Source organism: Vibrio superstes, assembly GCF_003569005.1.
Taxonomy (GTDB): Bacteria; Pseudomonadota; Gammaproteobacteria; order Enterobacterales; family Vibrionaceae; genus Vibrio; species Vibrio superstes.
In genome coordinates this window covers 1096098-1112429 of the sequence record NZ_BCUR01000001.1, presented here as the reverse complement: position 1 = coordinate 1112429, position 16332 = coordinate 1096098, and the positions used below count along the sequence as shown (strand labels likewise).

20 protein-coding genes are annotated in these 16332 nt (G+C 42.0%); 8 read left to right on the top strand and 12 right to left on the bottom strand.

Annotated elements, in window-relative coordinates:
* Window positions 1–75 precede the first annotated feature (75 nt).
* Both D5I41_RS04825 and D5I41_RS04820 read right to left on the bottom strand, forming a co-directional pair.
* Window positions 76–789 carry a YrhK family protein gene (locus D5I41_RS04825; protein WP_119008769.1) on the bottom strand — a complete coding sequence of 238 codons (714 nt, stop codon included), beginning with the start codon at window positions 787–789 and terminating at the stop codon, window positions 76–78.
* Window positions 790–880: 91 nt separating this feature from the next.
* The gene (locus D5I41_RS04820) at window positions 881–1261 is read right to left on the bottom strand and encodes a cupin domain-containing protein (protein WP_119009235.1); all 381 of its coding nucleotides are present in this window, start codon (window positions 1259–1261) and stop codon (window positions 881–883) included.
* A 272-nt stretch (window positions 1262–1533) separates the two neighbouring features.
* Here D5I41_RS04820 and D5I41_RS04815 point away from each other — a divergent pair, with 272 nt between their 5' ends.
* From D5I41_RS04815 to D5I41_RS04805, 3 genes are all read left to right on the top strand, one after another.
* Window positions 1534–2394 (top strand): polysaccharide lyase family 7 protein, encoded by an 861-nt coding sequence (locus D5I41_RS04815; RefSeq protein ID WP_119008768.1) that lies wholly within the window; start codon window positions 1534–1536, stop codon window positions 2392–2394.
* Window positions 2395–2704: 310 nt separating this feature from the next.
* Window positions 2705–2956 (top strand): hypothetical protein, encoded by a 252-nt coding sequence (locus D5I41_RS04810; RefSeq protein WP_119008767.1) that lies wholly within the window; start codon window positions 2705–2707, stop codon window positions 2954–2956.
* 177 nt (window positions 2957–3133) lie between these two features.
* A complete protein-coding gene (locus tag D5I41_RS04805) occupies window positions 3134–3385 on the top strand; it encodes a hypothetical protein (protein WP_119008766.1) in 252 nt (83 codons plus the stop codon).
* 203 nt (window positions 3386–3588) lie between these two features.
* Here D5I41_RS04805 and D5I41_RS04800 read toward each other — a convergent pair whose 3' ends face one another.
* From D5I41_RS04800 to D5I41_RS04785, 4 genes are all read right to left on the bottom strand, one after another.
* Entirely contained in the window at window positions 3589–4107 is a 519-nt protein-coding gene (locus tag D5I41_RS04800; RefSeq protein ID WP_119008765.1) for a GNAT family N-acetyltransferase, read from the bottom strand.
* 33 nt (window positions 4108–4140) lie between these two features.
* Entirely contained in the window at window positions 4141–4566 is a 426-nt protein-coding gene (locus D5I41_RS04795) for a MarR family winged helix-turn-helix transcriptional regulator (RefSeq protein WP_119008764.1), read from the bottom strand.
* Window positions 4567–4698: 132 nt separating this feature from the next.
* The gene (locus D5I41_RS04790) at window positions 4699–4971 is read right to left on the bottom strand and encodes a hypothetical protein (protein ID WP_235868889.1); all 273 of its coding nucleotides are present in this window, start codon (window positions 4969–4971) and stop codon (window positions 4699–4701) included.
* Between the two features lie 387 nt (window positions 4972–5358).
* On the bottom strand, window positions 5359–6855 hold the full coding sequence (locus D5I41_RS04785) for an alanine/glycine:cation symporter family protein (protein ID WP_119008762.1): 1497 nt from the start codon (window positions 6853–6855) through the stop codon (window positions 5359–5361).
* 334 nt (window positions 6856–7189) lie between these two features.
* Here D5I41_RS04785 and D5I41_RS04780 point away from each other — a divergent pair, with 334 nt between their 5' ends.
* Entirely contained in the window at window positions 7190–7702 is a 513-nt protein-coding gene (locus tag D5I41_RS04780; RefSeq protein WP_119008761.1) for a DUF2799 domain-containing protein, read from the top strand.
* A gap of 9 nt (window positions 7703–7711) precedes the next feature.
* Here the strand turns inward: D5I41_RS04780 and D5I41_RS04775 are convergent, their stop codons facing one another.
* Window positions 7712–8185, bottom strand: a complete 474-nt coding sequence (locus tag D5I41_RS04775; protein WP_119008760.1) for a DUF4442 domain-containing protein — start codon at window positions 8183–8185, stop codon at window positions 7712–7714.
* A gap of 108 nt (window positions 8186–8293) precedes the next feature.
* A complete protein-coding gene (locus D5I41_RS04770) occupies window positions 8294–8569 on the bottom strand; it encodes a nitrogenase-stabilizing/protective protein NifW (RefSeq protein WP_082961379.1) in 276 nt (91 codons plus the stop codon).
* A 128-nt stretch (window positions 8570–8697) separates the two neighbouring features.
* Between D5I41_RS04770 and D5I41_RS04765 the strand changes: the two genes are divergently transcribed.
* Window positions 8698–9189, top strand: a complete 492-nt coding sequence (locus D5I41_RS04765; protein WP_119008759.1) for a peptidylprolyl isomerase — start codon at window positions 8698–8700, stop codon at window positions 9187–9189.
* A gap of 4 nt (window positions 9190–9193) precedes the next feature.
* On the opposite strand, the gene D5I41_RS04760 is transcribed toward D5I41_RS04765, so the two are convergent.
* Complete coding sequence (locus D5I41_RS04760; protein WP_119008758.1) at window positions 9194–9559, bottom strand: hypothetical protein; 366 nt, start codon at window positions 9557–9559, stop codon at window positions 9194–9196.
* Window positions 9560–9576: 17 nt separating this feature from the next.
* Window positions 9577–9837, bottom strand: coding sequence for a hypothetical protein (locus D5I41_RS04755; protein ID WP_119008757.1), 261 nt, complete (start codon window positions 9835–9837; stop codon window positions 9577–9579).
* 420 nt (window positions 9838–10257) lie between these two features.
* Between D5I41_RS04755 and D5I41_RS04750 the strand changes: the two genes are divergently transcribed.
* The 3 genes from D5I41_RS04750 to D5I41_RS04740 all read left to right on the top strand — a co-directional run bounded on the left by D5I41_RS04750 (window position 10258) and on the right by D5I41_RS04740 (window position 12950).
* Entirely contained in the window at window positions 10258–10794 is a 537-nt protein-coding gene (locus D5I41_RS04750) for a DUF3332 family protein (RefSeq protein WP_119008756.1), read from the top strand.
* A 474-nt stretch (window positions 10795–11268) separates the two neighbouring features.
* Window positions 11269–11721: a DUF302 domain-containing protein gene (locus tag D5I41_RS04745; RefSeq protein ID WP_119008755.1), complete on the top strand. Its 453-nt coding sequence runs from the start codon at window positions 11269–11271 to the stop codon at window positions 11719–11721.
* A 317-nt stretch (window positions 11722–12038) separates the two neighbouring features.
* Window positions 12039–12950 carry a hypothetical protein gene (locus D5I41_RS04740; RefSeq protein ID WP_147094820.1) on the top strand — a complete coding sequence of 304 codons (912 nt, stop codon included), beginning with the start codon at window positions 12039–12041 and terminating at the stop codon, window positions 12948–12950.
* A gap of 62 nt (window positions 12951–13012) precedes the next feature.
* Here the strand turns inward: D5I41_RS04740 and D5I41_RS04735 are convergent, their stop codons facing one another.
* Together D5I41_RS04735 and D5I41_RS04730 are read right to left on the bottom strand one after the other, a co-directional pair.
* Window positions 13013–14743: a bifunctional protein-serine/threonine kinase/phosphatase gene (locus D5I41_RS04735; RefSeq protein WP_119008753.1), complete on the bottom strand. Its 1731-nt coding sequence runs from the start codon at window positions 14741–14743 to the stop codon at window positions 13013–13015.
* 55 nt (window positions 14744–14798) lie between these two features.
* Window positions 14799–16268, bottom strand: coding sequence for a NarK family nitrate/nitrite MFS transporter (locus D5I41_RS04730; protein ID WP_119008752.1), 1470 nt, complete (start codon window positions 16266–16268; stop codon window positions 14799–14801).
* Window positions 16269–16332: the final 64 nt, after the last annotated feature.

The window sequence follows — 16332 nt, the reverse complement described above, 5'->3', positions numbered from 1 at the left end:
ATTACCCCGATAAAAGCGAGCCATTTGGCTCGCTTTTTTGTACCTACTTTATGATGCATACTCTAGCTGCGCTTATTAGCCCTCAGCATCAGCCAATTGCTTTCGAATAATCAGCAATGCACGTAAGTAGTTAGTCAGACCACCGAGCAGAAATAAGACACTGCCTATGATGTATTGCCAAGCCAAATAACGAAATAACTGGTGAGAATCATGTGCAGTGTCGATAGTCCAAAGATAGGGAACGGAGGCTATGAGAAACAGCACTGAACCTGATACAAACGTCAGAGCGGTAAGGTTCATTAATTGTAGGGTAATCACCGAATCCTCATAAAGAATTCTAAAGACATTGACCACTGCGCCAAACACAAACAATGCACTGCCAATAATAAATAACCAGGCACCGGCAACGGTCAAACCTACCTCTTTAAGAAAAAACACACTTCCAATAGTAAAGAGCAAAGACCCAAGTAAATAGGCGAATGAAGCGATGAACTCTAGCCATAACTCTCGCCCTATACCGCCATTGCTTCTTCTGAACGCATTCACTTCAAGCACGTCGTGAAACGCGACAATCAGATAAAGAATCGAACCAATGACAAATAAAATAGCCCCAATATCTACGTACTCTTCAAATCGCGGCAGGAAGCAAATACTGCCCAATATGAAGATAATTCCGCCCGCTTTATACACAATGGCATTGAGAGATTCCCAAAAGATCTGCTGTTTTAATTCAGGGTTCTGATGAACTACATCATGCATCCGCTGCCGATTGACGAACAAGTGTGGCATATATCAAAATAACCTAGGTTGTTATCACTCTCTAAAGCATAACAATCTTCAGCAAAAACAGAGGATTATTTCATTATTGATTGCCTTATAATCAATCCACTTTCACTCGTTGGGGTTTGCCCTTTTCATGAACTCTAAACACAATAATACTTGCGCCAGAATCTCCGGTAATTGCGGTGTGAACTTGCTGAAAGGGTACTTGAGCAACCTCGCCTTCATTAATGACGATATCCTCTTTTCCCTCCTGCCAGAGGGTGACACTCCCTGACAGTATGTAAGCGAACTCTTCTCCTGGGTGCCAGTGCTTAGGTAGCGATGTGTTTGGGGGAATATAGACTTTACTGATTATCACCTCGGTACCAGGCGAACCATGTAGCTCAGCTAAAAGTAGATTCTCGAGCTTCACTTTTTCAGAGGCCGCACCGATGAACGAAGTGCAGATCAAGACAAGCAGATTAAATCCTTTGATCATTAGTTTAATCATTATCTAACTAGCCATTTTGGTGAATCCTACTAATGTATAGTTCAGATTTCACACCGAAACATAGACCAGACAAATACTTAATCTCAACTGCATTTAGAAAAACAATGAAACAGCTATCAATATTCAGTTACTTATTCACCATCACCGTTGCAAAGTAGAAGTTGATCACATGAAACGAATTGATTAGTTCCTTATCCGCACAAGCTAACAATATAATAATACAAAATATTGAAACTAGACGTCCTCAGAGGAACCTCAAAATGACGCTTCATAAAACAAAACTTGTTGGCCTAGCCACTACTCTACTCTTATCTTCTCAAGCGTTCGCCATCACCTTTGATGACGCGGGCGACAACCGTGGTATTCCTGCGGATTATGCGCAATACCGCCCGATTCTTTCTGAATCAGAATTACAGATCTCTGATCCTGCAGGCAAGAAAGGCAACAAACTTTACATCGCAACCAACACCGACTTTTCTGGCGTTGTAAATGAAGTATTTTATGTGGACAAAGAATCAGAGGCTTTCGTCTTTAAGATGACGGGAGATCACAAAAGAAACGAGCTTCGCGTTCATAAGAACTTTAACACCTCGCTACCACATACTTTCTACCATCTAAACGCAAGCATTGAGCCGGTAAACCCAGAAGCTTCAATGAAAGACTCTACCTCAAAGCAGAATGAAATTACCTATCTTCAAGTACACAACAAAGGTGTTACTGTTGATGGTAAAGACAATATCCCTCACCCACTTCTGCGCGTAGTATGGCGTGAAGGCGCTGGCGAAACTGCAGGACACTACTGGGCAGTAATTAAAGACAATGCGCTTATCTGTAAAGGTAAGAAAGGTAAAGAAAACATGGGTAAGCCTGCTTGTAAGTCAGAGAATGCTTACAAACAATACGACCTTGGTAAAGCAAAGGCTGGCGCAACGGATTTCAATATCATCGTTGGCAACAGTACTCTTGTTGTGAATGTAGATGGTGAGCAAAAAGTGAACCACAACATTGACTACTGGAGTCACCTACTCAGCTACTTTAAGGCGGGTGTATACAATCAATTTACCAATGGCGAAAGCGAAGCTCACTTCTACCAACTTGAGTATCAAGTAGAGCATAAGTAATAGCAATACACTCAGTAAGTGAAAATAACTAGCCAGAGATCGAGTCGATCTCTGGCTTTTTTTATTCAGGATTACCCATATAGAATAAATATTCACAAGTACATTGCCCATAATTTATAAAAGATCAGAACCATCACAAATATAATTACAAACAATTAGCAATCTTCAGTTACATTTATAGACTTATTTTGCTCGGTTGATATTATAATGAATAATATTTTTAATATAAATGTCGATTGAGTCACAGTCTAACATAAATTAGCAAGGCATCTTGTACGTGTAGCATAACCATATATAAAGGATTTAGATTATGCCATCAAGTACGTGCCAGCAGATTAATCCAGACTTACATTTGGATAGCCTATCTGTGCTTAAGTTATTGTCTTTAAAGCCTATGGGAATAGTCACGCTCGATGAATTGGAGTTCTTCATCTATCACTCAGTATGCGAAAAGGTTGATACCTTACTTAACCTATTAGAGTTTAACCAGTGTATCCTGATTGATGGTGAAAATATTCATCTGACCGATATTGGTTTAGAGCACCTAGAGGCAAATGGATAATAATATAATTTTCTAATCGTATAAAAGGAGTATCGATTAGGCACTACAATATATAATATTGGAATAATGGTTATTCCATTGATTCATATTCATCTTGCTATCAAGATCACTTTCATTGCACTCAATATTGGGCACATTAACGGCAAAGAAAAATAACTAAAATAAAGGACTACAGTTATGCAATCTAAGCTCTACTCCCAACTACATTCATCTCTTCACACAGATAGCCTTACCACGCTTAGATTCCTTACTTTGCAGCCTATGGGTTCGTGTTTTTTTGAGGAAATGAACTCTTCAATCACGGATTACCTAAACGAGCCGTTAGATAGGGTATTGAACACGCTAGAAAGTAGCGAGTGTATTCGCCTTGAAGATAATCGTATTGCATTGACCGACTATGGCCTAGATTACGTCGAAATGAACAATTAAAGCTTTAAGCTAGCAGCCTGACTTTCATACACAAGTCTGATAGTCGACCTAAATGTGATCTAATAGAATTTTTGCCTTATTGGATCACTACTTTGGTTCATGCGGTTAATAAACGTCGTCCCCGAGGTGTTTTCCAAGCTGGCATAACGGGTACCCTAAAGTCCGGCTTGTGATCAAGAGACAGGCTAGCAGCTTAAAAGTCTTTAGTGACATTCTATCCAGTACCTTGCCAAAGGATTTGGATAAACCTTACCAAATACAACGTTTTCTAGCTGTCCGCCATTGGCTTCAATGACTTTGCGTGACGCCATATTATCTTCATCCGCCACAACCAGAGCCTTAGGCAGCCCTATCGCTTTGGCTTTTAATAACGCTTTCTTTAGCATCAATGTGCCATAACCCATGCCACGATATTCAGGGGCTATGTCGTAGCCAATATGCCCTGCTTCTAAAGCGAGTAGTTCAGTATCGATGTTATGGCGAACTCGAATAGCTCCGTAGATGTTCTTCTGTGCATCAACCAGCCAAAAATGACTACATTGCACATAATCCTCTACAAGATTAATGCCCAAAGCTTCATCTTTCAGGCACTGTATGTAGGCTTTGAAATTCAGCACACCCTCTAGGTAGTAATCAGAGTTGATCTCATCGTTCGTTGCGAAATCTTCATAAAATCGAGCAAACGATGATTCAAATTCCAGCGAGGGCTCTATTAGCTGCATATGTCGATCTCCAAACGAATCCAAATGGGGAGTTTACTCTGATAAATTACGAGCAAATTTTTGTGCGACGGTTGTGAATACTTTTAGCTCTTCGTCGCTTAGGTCTTGCTTCATTCTTGTTTGGATAGATTGCTGAGCTGCATCGATTTGCTCACTCAGTAAAATGCCCTGCTCTGTCAATGATAGGAATTGGCTACGCTTGTCTTCAGGGTTAGGAGACTTCACGATCCACTCGTTACCAATCATCTCTTTCACCAGGCGTGCGACTTGCGCTTTGTCTCTGGAAAAGTGCTGTACAATATCATTGGCTGTGCATTGATTTCGTTGTCTGATGAAGCCTAAACAGCGGACATGCATTCCATTCAAACCAAGATCATTCGCTTGCAGCTCGCCACGTATCGCGTGCTTATATGATTGTACGAGTTGAAAGATCGTATCAGAGATTAGGTTCTTATCCATTGATTTACCATAAAGTTATATAGAAGCGTTTTAATTAACTCTATCATAGTTGAACTTATCAACCAGGTAAATTTGAATCCAATGAAAGAAAGTTAAACAGGTATGGAGGAGGGTCGGGAACGAAAAGAATCTTTATTCTACGACGATATATTGAACAACTGCATCGTCGAGAAGACCAGACTTATCAATAGAGTCAAAATCGAGTACCTGTCCCAAGATTAAGGCAACCTTGATCACTATCGTAGCGATCGTTAGCACCAAAACAGCTCGATTCAAGCTCAGTTTTGCGAGGCTTTTACGCACTATCTCTTCAGAAACATGGTTCTTTTGTGCAGACCAAATTGTCTTTCTTAGCGCATCCATTGATTTTGTAGCAGCCACAGCTAGTACTACTAGCAAAAGCACACTCAAAAAATCGAAAACAATAGGCCAAGACAAAATACTTCTCCAGACGGAACAATCTACACAACGGAATAGAATTATAATAATACAATTCGATAAATGCCGTGGTCGGATTCACATTTCTGGTTATTAACTAATGACCAAAACACCAAATTACGTGATGGAGATCACAAATTAATGAAACTCATGTAATTTACTTTCAGAAGTAAATTACATGAACAAAATCTATCACACTATAATGGCTAAGCCCATGCAAATTGTCATGCTCGAGTTAAGGTGTCAAATCTCTCAATAAGTTTATCCCTTAAAGATGACAGTTTTATTGAACCACAACTAAAAAGGGCCCGGAGAAAAGTCCTCTGGGCCCTCAATTATGAGTCTTTAGTCGTGCTACTCTTTGGACGATTTCTCCAATCGCTTCTCCCAGTATGTTGCGCCTTTAATACCCAGTTTGACTGGATCAAAGGTGTACACAGTAACACCACGCTTTTGCTGCTCTTCGTAATCTCTTAGAGCCTTAAGTGCTGGTTTAGACATAAAGAAAATGATTAGAATGCCGATGATGTTTAACCATGCCATCAAACCAACACCAATATCACCCATCGCCCAAGCAAGGTTTGCTGTTCTCACTGTACCGTAGAAGGTAGCCGAGATGATAACAAGCTTAAGTATGAACATCAGGCCTTCTACCTTGAAGGTACGGCGTATATAAGCAATGTTGGTTTCAGCAATGTAGTAGTAAGCCAAGATAGTCGTAAAGGCAAAGAAGAATAGCGCTACCGCAATAAATGGCTTACCGATACCTGGTAACGCACTGTCGATAGCAAGCTGAGTAAATACCGGCCCATTCGCACTAATGCTTTCCGAAAGGTTCTGTACAACAAAGACTCCCTCTCCTGCACCGTGAACGTTGTACATACCAGTAATTAGAATCATAAATGCCGTAGCAGAACAAACCAGCAGTGTATCAATATAGATAGAGAACGATTGAACTAGACCTTGCTGCGCAGGATGCGCCACGTTAGCCGCTGCCGCCGCATGTGGACCAGTACCTTGCCCTGCTTCATTCGAGTAAACACCACGCTTAACACCCCAACCAATAGCAGCACCAAAGCCAGCCATAGGAGTAAAGGCATCACCTACAATCATCGAAAAAATACGAGGGACTTCAGTGATGTGAAGCAAGATGATGACAAACGCCGTCAAGATGTAGGCCAGAGCCATGAAAGGAACAACAATCTGAGTAAAGTGAGCAATACGCTTAACACCACCAAAGATGATAAAGCCAAGTACTATCGCAATAAAAGTACCCGTTAGAACCTTAGCGAAACTGAACGTACCCATAGCCGTTTCAATCGCAGGGCCAGAGCCAAACGCCGCTTCAACTGCGTTACCGATACTGTTGGATTGGACGCCAGGAAGCAGTACACCGCAGGCGAAGATAGTCGCGATAGCAAAGATCCACGCATACCATTTCTGCCCCATGGCCTTTTCAATGTAGTAAGCAGGGCCACCACGGAATTGGCCTTCATCTTCCTCTTTATAGATTTGAGCAAGAGTCGATTCCGCATATGCAGTTGCAGCGCCAAAAAAGGCAACAACCCACATCCAGAATACTGCGCCTGGGCCACCAAAACCAATAGCGGCGGCGACGCCAGCAATGTTACCTGTACCTACGCGACCAGAGAGCGAAACCGCTAGCGCCTGAAATGATGAAATGCCTTTTTCCGAACTTTTGCCTGATAACAGCAAACGCCACATCTCAAAGAAATGACGAATTTGTACAAAGCGCGTCAAGATGGAATAAAACAGACCTGCACCTAAGCAGAGGTAGATAAGAAAGGGGCTCCAAATGATCCCATTCAGAAAATCCACAAATTCTTGCATAATCAACTTCCCTATTGAATTAAAATTCTTTCGGAACAGTATCTTACTTGTAAGCTCATTGTTAAAGGGTTTGTTCGAAAATAGACGGTAACGAGATGTAAATCACACTTAATACACAAACAATACACTAATGAATGCTTCTATTTAACCTCAATACGTTTCATATCCAGCATAAACAGTGCATAAAACTCCAATATCCCATCAATTATTGAATCAATGTTCTTACCTCTATTCGTCCCTATGCTCAAATTCATACAATGCAAAGCATCATGTCTGGCTAAGAAAATATAGTAGCGAGACACTCTTCTGTATGGGATTCAAAAGGAACTAAGGTATGAGCCGCCTAATTATCGGTGCACTTATTGCTTCTTCGTTGGCGGGATGTGCCAGTATGACACCTGAGCAATGTCAATCAGCAAATTGGCATGATGTTGGTTATCAAGATGGGAAAGAGGGCAATGACCCGAGTATTGTTAACGATTATGCGAAAGATTGCTTAGAGGCGAGTGTCGTTGTTAACCAATCCCAGTGGCAACAAGGGTTTAAACAAGGCACAGAAGTTTACTGCTCTGCTGACAACGGCTACAAAGTGGGCTCAGAAGGCCGCACCTACTACAACGTCTGCCACGATGAACAGTTCTTAAAGAACTATCAATTAGGTAAAAAAGAGTATCAACGCCAGCAAAGGCTGATGAGCTTGGACTCGCAGATCGCAGAACTAGACAACCAAATGGAAGCAACCTCAGACACCAAGAAATACAACAAACTGCGAAATCGCCGCAAGGATTTAGCTCACGAACGCTCGCAGTTGCTCAATCCCGACATCAGCATCAATCTGAAGTTTTGATTTCGAACTCTAGCGAGCTTTGATAGATAAGGTTAAATCAAACTCAGCCATGGGCTTATCGCCATGTAAATCAGGGCAAATGGCTGTAATGCGCACGTCCTGATTGATACGCTCACCCGTCGTTAGCGTCTGTTCAAGCATTTCATCAATCAAGCGACCATCACGACAGATAAAGTGAACATCACTTTCAGGGCGCATCAAAAACTCGGCCTTCAGCCCCTTGAAGGCCAGTGAGATCTTTCGCCCTTGATTTTGCGCCTTCATTGCGGCCATAAAGCCACCAGCAACATCAGCCCCCATAACGAGCGCACCAATATACATACTGTTTAAATGGTTCTTTGTGCGGCGTTTTAGAGGGATCTTGATCTCGACCATCTCTTCATCCAAAACCAGTATTTTTGGGCGACTCAGCCACAACAGAGGGACTTTACTAAACCCAAAATAGTTAAGATATAAGTTGGCTTTCTTAAGCGTGGAGAGCATTCACTTTACCGGTCAATCAACTAGTCGTACCAGTTAATCAACATAGCGATAAATTGTCAAAGAATTGTTATGAAAGATATTACAGAGGAGCCGTTAAGCCATTAAAGCTCAACGACGTAGACAAGAAGTACATCCTCGACACGCAGAGCGAGTGGATGGCTCTAGTCGCCCACGCTGGATTTTACAGTAAGCGTTTCTTAGTACTCGTCGAGCAGCAAACCAATCTTCAGGCTTTGCCAGCAGTAGATACCCATTAAAGCGTTTGAACAAAGGCACACGATATTCCTCGACAAATCGACGGTCAAAATCCACCTCAAAATACTCGAACACTTGTTCAAGGGAGGTGAAGGACGCTAATTTTTGTTGGATATCACTAAAGCTCATACACGATCAATGAAGGAATTTTGCTCGATTTTACCGCAAAGTCACCACTTAGTCTCTGCCAAAGCTTACGCCGTGTATTCAGTGTATACTCAGGACTTATTCCAAACCTTACATGGCAACTCAATAACATGATCGTATTAACAACCAACCTTGGCGAAATAACCATAGAGCTCAACCTGGAAAAAGCGCCAGTGAGTAGCAAAAACTTCCTGAGATACTGCGAGGAAGGCTTCTTTGAAGGTACCATTTTTCACCGCGTGATTGACGGCTTTATGATTCAAGGTGGCGGGCATACTGAGAACCTGTTAGAAAAGCCTTCTCACGATCCTATTGTGAATGAGGCCAACCGCGGACTAAAGAACGTTATCGGCTCAGTTGCGATGGCGCGTACCGACGCACCCCACTCTGCTACATCACAATTTTTTATCAATCTAGATAACAACGACTTTCTGGATTTCACCGCAACCAACAATCAAGGCTGGGGCTACGCCGCATTCGGTCAAGTTACTGCAGGAATGGATGTAGTGAATGCTATTGCTAAGGTGAAAACACACTCAAAATTTGGACTTGATGACTTGCCGGTAGACCCTATCACTATAGAGAAAGTCACTATCTTATAAGACCTTAAAACTTGTAGGTTAGAGGGCAGATTTCTGTGCCACCTATGGTAAGAACATAGACCTCGCCTAGCACATCATAGGAGCAAAGCTTGCTGAACCCTGAGGCTTGCTCCTGTTTGAAAAAGCCCGTCTTTTGCGCATTTTCTGTGGGTGGTTGAAGTTTTGGCGTCACATCAAAGTCATGAGTCAATAGGCATAGATCTGTAGCACCAATATTTAGACTATGCGTCTCACCAAGGACATCGTAAAAACACACCTTAGCAAAGGCTTGAGACTCTTCGCTTTGTAAGAACCCTGTTGTTGCTTGCGCGGAATCTGGAACTAGCGTGAAAGAAGCTATAAACATAAATATGCCAAATTGTCGCTTCATAGATATTCCGCCTTAAATTACAGTGATTCAATTTCGATATTTTCACGAATGTAAGTCGGCACCTCTAACATATCTTCATTAGATGACACCTGATTAGACTGGCAACCAACGACCTCACTCAACTCATCAAAGCTTACACCAAGCAGACGTGAAGCCGTCATTAACCCTCTTATAAACTGTTTACTCTCTCGCTTCTTATGCGATTGCGTCGCTGGGATGGCCAAATGTTGTTGATACTCTTCACTCAGAAGATCCACAAATGCTTGCTTATTATTCATCACCTCTCCGATAAATCACTCTTTCTCAAAAGAACCTCTATCTTATTGAAATGTATAGAGAGATAACCTCGCTGCATCCACAAAGCTCATCAAATAGTAAAAATCTCACTTAATAAACCTGATGGCGCAAATTGGTAAGCATTATTTTTAACTATCGATATACTTCCCCTCGTCCCTGATATCAGTAATTACACAGAAACATATCACAGGTGCCAGAGACACGATTTAAATAGCGATCAATGAGCAACACACTTTAATTTTCTTTTTGTAGTGGACATTAAAACCTCAACTGCAAGTTCGATAGTAAGACTCGCTTCATTATCGGATAATTTAGCTTGAGAGTGATGTCACCAATTGGCTATTTATTAAGATCTAATCTGATTATTATTCACTAGTTTCAAAGTTCATAGGGTTTATTAAATGAAAAAGTTTGGTTTAAAAGTATTAGGTATGGCAGCACTGGCAGCATCACTAACTGGCTGTATTGGTAGCAACGCAGTAACGGGTTATGTAATGAAGTTTAACCTTGAAGTGGTAGACAACCGTTATGCTCGTGGTGGTGTAAACATGCTTCTTGCTCCTGTATACGCCCTTACTGTTGCTGTGGATTCTCTAGTATTCAACTCAATCGAATTCTGGTCTGGCAAAAACCCTATCAACGGTAAGCCACACATCTTTGATACTAAAACAAAGACCATGTACAACATGAACGATGGCCTAGACCCATCATTAAAAGAAGCACCAATAGACCCAATCACAATGCGTGAAGTTGAGTCTTCTACTTTCGAAGCTATCGATGAAAACACAATCGAAATGCACGTAACTTACAACAATGGCGATAAGTCTGTTGTAACAGGCGTACGTGACGGCGAGAACGTTAGCTACTACGTTGATGGCGAGCTTGTTTCTCAAACAACTATGACTCAACTAGAAACTCTGGCTAGCGAACAAGCTTAATAACTCATTCGAGAACTCATTCGAGAACTCCTTCGAGAATCTGAATCGTTAAATTATTTGAATGCCCGATATTATGTATCGGGCATTTTTGTTTTTGGTGAAAGGCTTGGGGAATAAGACGCTGGATCTCGGCGTTAAATGGCAAATAAGGAATACCATCCATTGATTGCTCTTCACTCTTTGGTATTAATCGGGTATCTAATCATATCGTGCACAAAGCACTTAGATCTCCGATAGGAGCGCTCGGAGATGACGCCTCTTCTTGCCATGTGGTAGTGACTCTTCTTCATGCCACTTCGTGAGTACATGAAAAAATCGTCATGCACGAGTGCTTTTCTGGGCGGCATTCCGCTGGGCTGGCATTCCGCTGGGCATCTACCACTCTTCACTCGAATACATTGACTCTAGTCCGATGACGACTATCTTCATTGTTAGGGTCTGTTGGCCCTGGATAACAATGAAGATGGAGGTTACATGAGAAAGGGAATACTAGGTTTGTTTATCACGTTTTTGATGAGCTTTAGCGCCCATGCCAGCAACGGGCTCATTTCCATAAAAAGCTCGCACGATGTCTCTAAAACTGCTGATAAGCTAATTGCCGTGTTAAAAGAAAAAAACATGACCACCTTTGCTCGCATCAAGCATTCAGAAGCTGCCGAAAATGTGGGTATAGAGCTTCGCCCTACAGAGTTAATTTTATTTGGTAATCCTAAAGTCGGGTCCCCATTGATGGCTTGCCAGCAGAGCGTGGGTATCGACCTTCCGCAAAAAGCACTGATTTCCGAGGATGAACATGGATTGGTTTGGTTTACCTATAACGATCCGAATTACCTTAAAGAAAGGCACAACATTACAGGCTGTGATGAGGTTATCTCGAAGATAGCAAAGGCACTGAATATGTTTGCTACTAAGGCGACACAACCATAATTTAAATCTCAACAAGGAGTAGCTATTACTTGCACTCCTTGTTTATCTGCTTGAAAAACATGATTCAACATAAGATTTCATTTCTACCATCGCTTACACAACCCACCTTACTTTGATACTGTCGCACTATTTAATAATTTCATTGTGCACTGCATTTACTAGCTTCAACGGATAGCGCACTCACCATTTCATTTTTCTCATCATCTCAATATTCGATTTAAGTGGCACATTGTATAAAGAAGTCTTCATGTTTTTTACTGCGTGTAGTGGTTATGTTTCATATAACCAATATGAACGAGTTTAAAAAGGCAGATAATATGAAGCGCTCGCTATTAGCTTTGGCTTTAACCCCTGTAATTCTTACTGGCTGCGGTAGCTCAAATTCAAACGATCACGAAGTTCAAAAAGTTCTGAAGAACTCTCCAGCAGTAGTCGCACTGCAGAAAAACCAGAAAGGCATTGATGCTTTGGTAAAGTCCAGCTCTCAGCAACAACAAAGCAAGTCCCAAATAATTCAGGGCCACACCCAAAGCAGCAAGAATCTAAAAAACAAAGAACCAATATCAAAAGAAGATCATGACGGCTTAAAAAAGACAGATAATCCGGGACAAGATGCTTGGATAGCCGACAATCAACAGATAGCTATGGTGTTTGAAGATGCTGGATTTACAGAGAGTCAGGTCTATCAACTATGTGAGACTAGACTAACTTCCGACGCGACGTTTTCCTGTGAATTAGAGGGCACGGATAACAATCAACAATCTGCTATTTATACTATGTACTACCGTAAAATTTTTGCCATTGATGCAAACAGCAAAGGGTTTATCCAAATGACATACAACCCTGATAAGAAGCAAATGAAATTAAGCAAAACCTTTTATAGCGATGATGCGAATACCTTAAGCAGATTCGCTAAACTAAAAGTAGTGGCTGTAGACGGTGTTAGTTCGGCGAAAGTTAAAGTGACGAAGAAAAGTGACCAAGTAAGTAAGAAAAGCCAAGTAACTGTGGAAATTCCACTTAACATGGATAGTGGCATAGTAAAGCAACTTAAAAACATGTATCTAAATAATCAGGAATCAAATGCTATTAACAAACTGACATTAATAGGCAATCCAAATTTCCAAACACCATTCACCAAAGGCATGGCAAAATCAGATCAGTTTGGTGACGACTTAGCGGTTTTTAATAGTAATATCCGTCAGATAATCACTGTTGCAGCTCAATAAGCACTAGCATAGGTAAACTTTGATCCTCAATGACCGCATACATCAGCGGTCATTTTTTTGTATTAATTAGATATCAGCCACAGCGCTTGAACTACCGCAAAACCTGTCATTATCAGAGCAATGCTCTTCCAAAACAAAGCCGGGTTGCGCTTTAGTAGCGGGCTCTCTTTTAGCTCTTTTTGTAATGCTGGATTAGGCACATACAAATCAGTAATAAAATCACCAAGCACCTGATAACGCCTATTTGCCAGGTAATGAGTCGCTTTGCGAAACACAAGGTCTACCCAAGTAGGGATATCGTCACGATAATCTGACAACGAGCGATAAAGCCACTTGGTATGCCTTGCAGCTTGCAAGTTTTGACTTGTGGTTGGCTTATAAGGCAACTCCCCCGTCAGCATTTCAAAACCGATCACTGCAACCGAAAACAAATCCGAAACCAGAGTGGCTTTTCCTGAATCTATATATTCAGGGGCAATGTAATTAACCGCGCCAAGAGGAATACTATCCGGTGATTCAGGCGTAATTTCTTCAAGACCCTTAACTCTTACCGCGCCAAAGTCGATGATCTTCACTTCTCCCGATGGAGTCACAATGATGTTTTCAGGCTTGAGATCACGGTGCACCATATCGGCCCGCTGGAACACCCGAAGCGCCTGAATGATTTCATTCAATATTTCACGAGTCTTGGGTAAGCTTGCCCGTGGATTATCATACATCCATTGACGCAAAGTTATGCCTTCAATGTACTCGCAAATCTGATAAACGAATCGGCTATTACTCGGGCTTGGATAAACACGCATCACTCGTTTATTTTTGAGTTGAGTTCCCACCCACAACTCGTTGGCAAAGGCTTTTAAATAGTCGATATCATCTCGATATTGCTCTGATGGCGCTTTTAAAACCCTCTTCTTCTCGGTTAATTCGTCTTGCACTAAATATACATGGCTGCGCGAGCCTGAATAGAGCGTTTTAAGCACAGTAAACTGATCGAGTTGATTGCCTTCAATTAAAACGGGGGGAATAGAGCGAGAGAGCATTGAACTCTGATGTTCAGGAAGTGTATGTGCGGGTAAATCTCTGACATCAAAAACAAGTGCGCTGAGGTTATCTTGGCTACCTTGTTCAAATGCATGATGGCAAAGTAAATCAGACAGTTCTTGTTGTGAGAAACCGTTAGAGCCCGCTAATGGTTCAACATCAATGGCATCGTGCACTCCATCCGAGGTAAGGATGAATCGGTCTCCCTTTTGCAAACTCAGTTGCTGATAGTCCACATCTAGACTGGAATCCATACCTAACGCGCGAGTAAGATACGCTTGCTTGGCCAAATTGATACGTTGATGATCTTTGGTCAGTTGTTTTAATTGCCCATCCCGAAACAAATAGATTCGAGTGTCACCAACGTGGAATATATGCGCTGTGTTCGATTTAATGATGACACAGCTAAAGGTCGTCACTAACCCATTATGATTGAGGGTTTGCTTGCTTCCTTCTTCATATAACCATGTATTAATTGACGTTAAAATCTTACCCGCCGAATGCTTAATACTCCAACTGCTTGGCGTTGCGAAGTAATCATTCACAAACTGTACGACGGCAGTATGACTTGCTCTTTGACTTTGGTCACTGCAACTCACGCCATCCGCAATACAAGCCACAATACCTTTATGCATCAGGTCGTGCTGACTGTCGGGGATTTTCAGTAAAATCGCATCTTGATTTTGAGCACGGGTGCCCGTTAGCGACGTTCCTGCATGTTCGAGTTTTAACGTTGAGATTGGCATATTCATACAAGTAATTTGCACGGATAGAGCCCAGCTCAAATAAGCTGGGCCCTACTCCTATCTAGTTAGAAACATCAATCAAGGTTACGCTACCATCCTTATTAACCTCTGCAATCTTACCGCTTGGTTCTTCCATAAAGATCAAGGTAACAAAGCCAAGTACTGCAGTAGCCGCAATCACGTAGAAGAACGTCTGATAACTAACAAAAGACAGAATCGTCAAGTAAGTCACTGCACCCACATTACCGTAAGCACCTGTCATACCGGCAATTTGCCCTGTCATTCGACGCTTAATAAGAGGAACGGTTGCAAACACTGCACCCTCACCAGCTTGAACAAAGAATGAACATAGCATAGCAGCCGCAACAGCTAACCATACAGGCCAATGACTGCCTACTTGTCCCATTAAGAAATAACCAACAGCAAGACCAGCAGTAAGAATCAATAAGGTTGGTTTACGACCAAACTTATCTGAAATCCAACCACCACCTGGGCGAGACATTAGGTTCATAAAGGCATATGCAGACGCGACCATACCCGCTAACACTGGTGTCAGTTCAAAGGTTTCAGCAAAGAATAACGGTAACATAGAGACAACCGCCAGTTCTGAACCAAACGTAGCAAAGTAAAGTACATTTAGGACCGCAACTTGTTTAAACTTGTATTGGTGAATCTCTTCAACTGGTTTTTCAAATACCGTCTTGTTTACTTTCCAAACTTGACTGACTTCCAACAAATATAGAGCTACCAAACCGCCGTATATTGAGTTCACGACAATTTCAGAAAGCATACTAATACCGCTAGGAGACAGTTTCCAAGCGAGAAGACCCAGTACCGCATACATTGGGATTTTCATCAGTAGTAGGAAATAGAAGTCACCCTTTGACGTCACTTCCATTGCAGTCAAATGCTTAGGTCTAAAGTAAGTGGAGCCTTTTGGTGTATCGGAAACAGAGCGATAAAAAATGAATGAAAACACCAAGCTCATCAAGCCAGTTATAGCAACAGCATAACGCCACCCTTCATCACCACCGAATAGCAACGCAAGTGAAGGCAGAGTAAACGCCGCAGCGGCTGAACCAAAGTTACCCCAACCACCATAGATGCCCTCTGCGGTGCCAAGCTCGTTATGCGGGAACCATTCAGAGACTAAGCGAATACCTACTACAAAGCCCGCCCCGATAAAGCCGAGCAAGAAACGTGCAACTGCGGCTTGCAGGAAGGAATCTGCAAAAGCAAACATAAAACACGGAATAGAACATATCGCGAGCAATGCAGAATAGACCAGCCTTGGGCCAAACCTATCGGTAAGCATGCCGATAATTACACGAGCAGGGATGGTCAGGGCCACGTTCAGGATCAATAAGGTTTTTATTTCCTGAGTAGTAAGACCAAGTGTTTCCTTTACCATCTGCAATAGAGGCGCGAAGTTAAACCACACCACAAAGGTGATGAAGAAAGCCATCCAGCTAAGATGCAAGACCTTCATCTTGCCACTAAACGAAAATAGAGAGAACTTACTGTTATCCATAATATAATTCCTTTTCTTGTATTCCTTCATTCCAGCGACAGCCTACTGCTCGAATGGACAAAAA

What these genes read in the sequence shown, in the direction of transcription:
- D5I41_RS04825 (WP_119008769.1), bottom strand. Translation starts at nt 789, where the DNA reads ATGCCACACTTGTTCGTCAATCGGCAGCGGATGCATGATGTAGTTCAT.
- D5I41_RS04820 (WP_119009235.1), bottom strand. Translation starts at nt 1,261, where the DNA reads ATGATCAAAGGATTTAATCTGCTTGTCTTGATCTGCACTTCGTTCATC.
- D5I41_RS04815 (WP_119008768.1), top strand. Translation starts at nt 1,534, where the DNA reads ATGACGCTTCATAAAACAAAACTTGTTGGCCTAGCCACTACTCTACTC.
- D5I41_RS04810 (WP_119008767.1), top strand. Translation starts at nt 2,705, where the DNA reads ATGCCATCAAGTACGTGCCAGCAGATTAATCCAGACTTACATTTGGAT.
- D5I41_RS04805 (WP_119008766.1), top strand. Translation starts at nt 3,134, where the DNA reads ATGCAATCTAAGCTCTACTCCCAACTACATTCATCTCTTCACACAGAT.
- D5I41_RS04800 (WP_119008765.1), bottom strand. Translation starts at nt 4,107, where the DNA reads ATGCAGCTAATAGAGCCCTCGCTGGAATTTGAATCATCGTTTGCTCGA.
- D5I41_RS04795 (WP_119008764.1), bottom strand. Translation starts at nt 4,566, where the DNA reads ATGGATAAGAACCTAATCTCTGATACGATCTTTCAACTCGTACAATCA.
- D5I41_RS04785 (WP_119008762.1), bottom strand. Translation starts at nt 6,855, where the DNA reads ATGCAAGAATTTGTGGATTTTCTGAATGGGATCATTTGGAGCCCCTTT.
- D5I41_RS04780 (WP_119008761.1), top strand. Translation starts at nt 7,190, where the DNA reads ATGAGCCGCCTAATTATCGGTGCACTTATTGCTTCTTCGTTGGCGGGA.
- D5I41_RS04775 (WP_119008760.1), bottom strand. Translation starts at nt 8,185, where the DNA reads ATGCTCTCCACGCTTAAGAAAGCCAACTTATATCTTAACTATTTTGGG.
- D5I41_RS04770 (WP_082961379.1), bottom strand. Translation starts at nt 8,569, where the DNA reads ATGAGCTTTAGTGATATCCAACAAAAATTAGCGTCCTTCACCTCCCTT.
- D5I41_RS04765 (WP_119008759.1), top strand. Translation starts at nt 8,698, where the DNA reads ATGATCGTATTAACAACCAACCTTGGCGAAATAACCATAGAGCTCAAC.
- D5I41_RS04760 (WP_119008758.1), bottom strand. Translation starts at nt 9,559, where the DNA reads ATGAAGCGACAATTTGGCATATTTATGTTTATAGCTTCTTTCACGCTA.
- D5I41_RS04755 (WP_119008757.1), bottom strand. Translation starts at nt 9,837, where the DNA reads ATGAATAATAAGCAAGCATTTGTGGATCTTCTGAGTGAAGAGTATCAA.
- D5I41_RS04750 (WP_119008756.1), top strand. Translation starts at nt 10,258, where the DNA reads ATGAAAAAGTTTGGTTTAAAAGTATTAGGTATGGCAGCACTGGCAGCA.
- D5I41_RS04745 (WP_119008755.1), top strand. Translation starts at nt 11,269, where the DNA reads ATGAGAAAGGGAATACTAGGTTTGTTTATCACGTTTTTGATGAGCTTT.
- D5I41_RS04740 (WP_147094820.1), top strand. Translation starts at nt 12,039, where the DNA reads ATGAAGCGCTCGCTATTAGCTTTGGCTTTAACCCCTGTAATTCTTACT.
- D5I41_RS04735 (WP_119008753.1), bottom strand. Translation starts at nt 14,743, where the DNA reads ATGAATATGCCAATCTCAACGTTAAAACTCGAACATGCAGGAACGTCG.
- D5I41_RS04730 (WP_119008752.1), bottom strand. Translation starts at nt 16,268, where the DNA reads ATGGATAACAGTAAGTTCTCTCTATTTTCGTTTAGTGGCAAGATGAAG.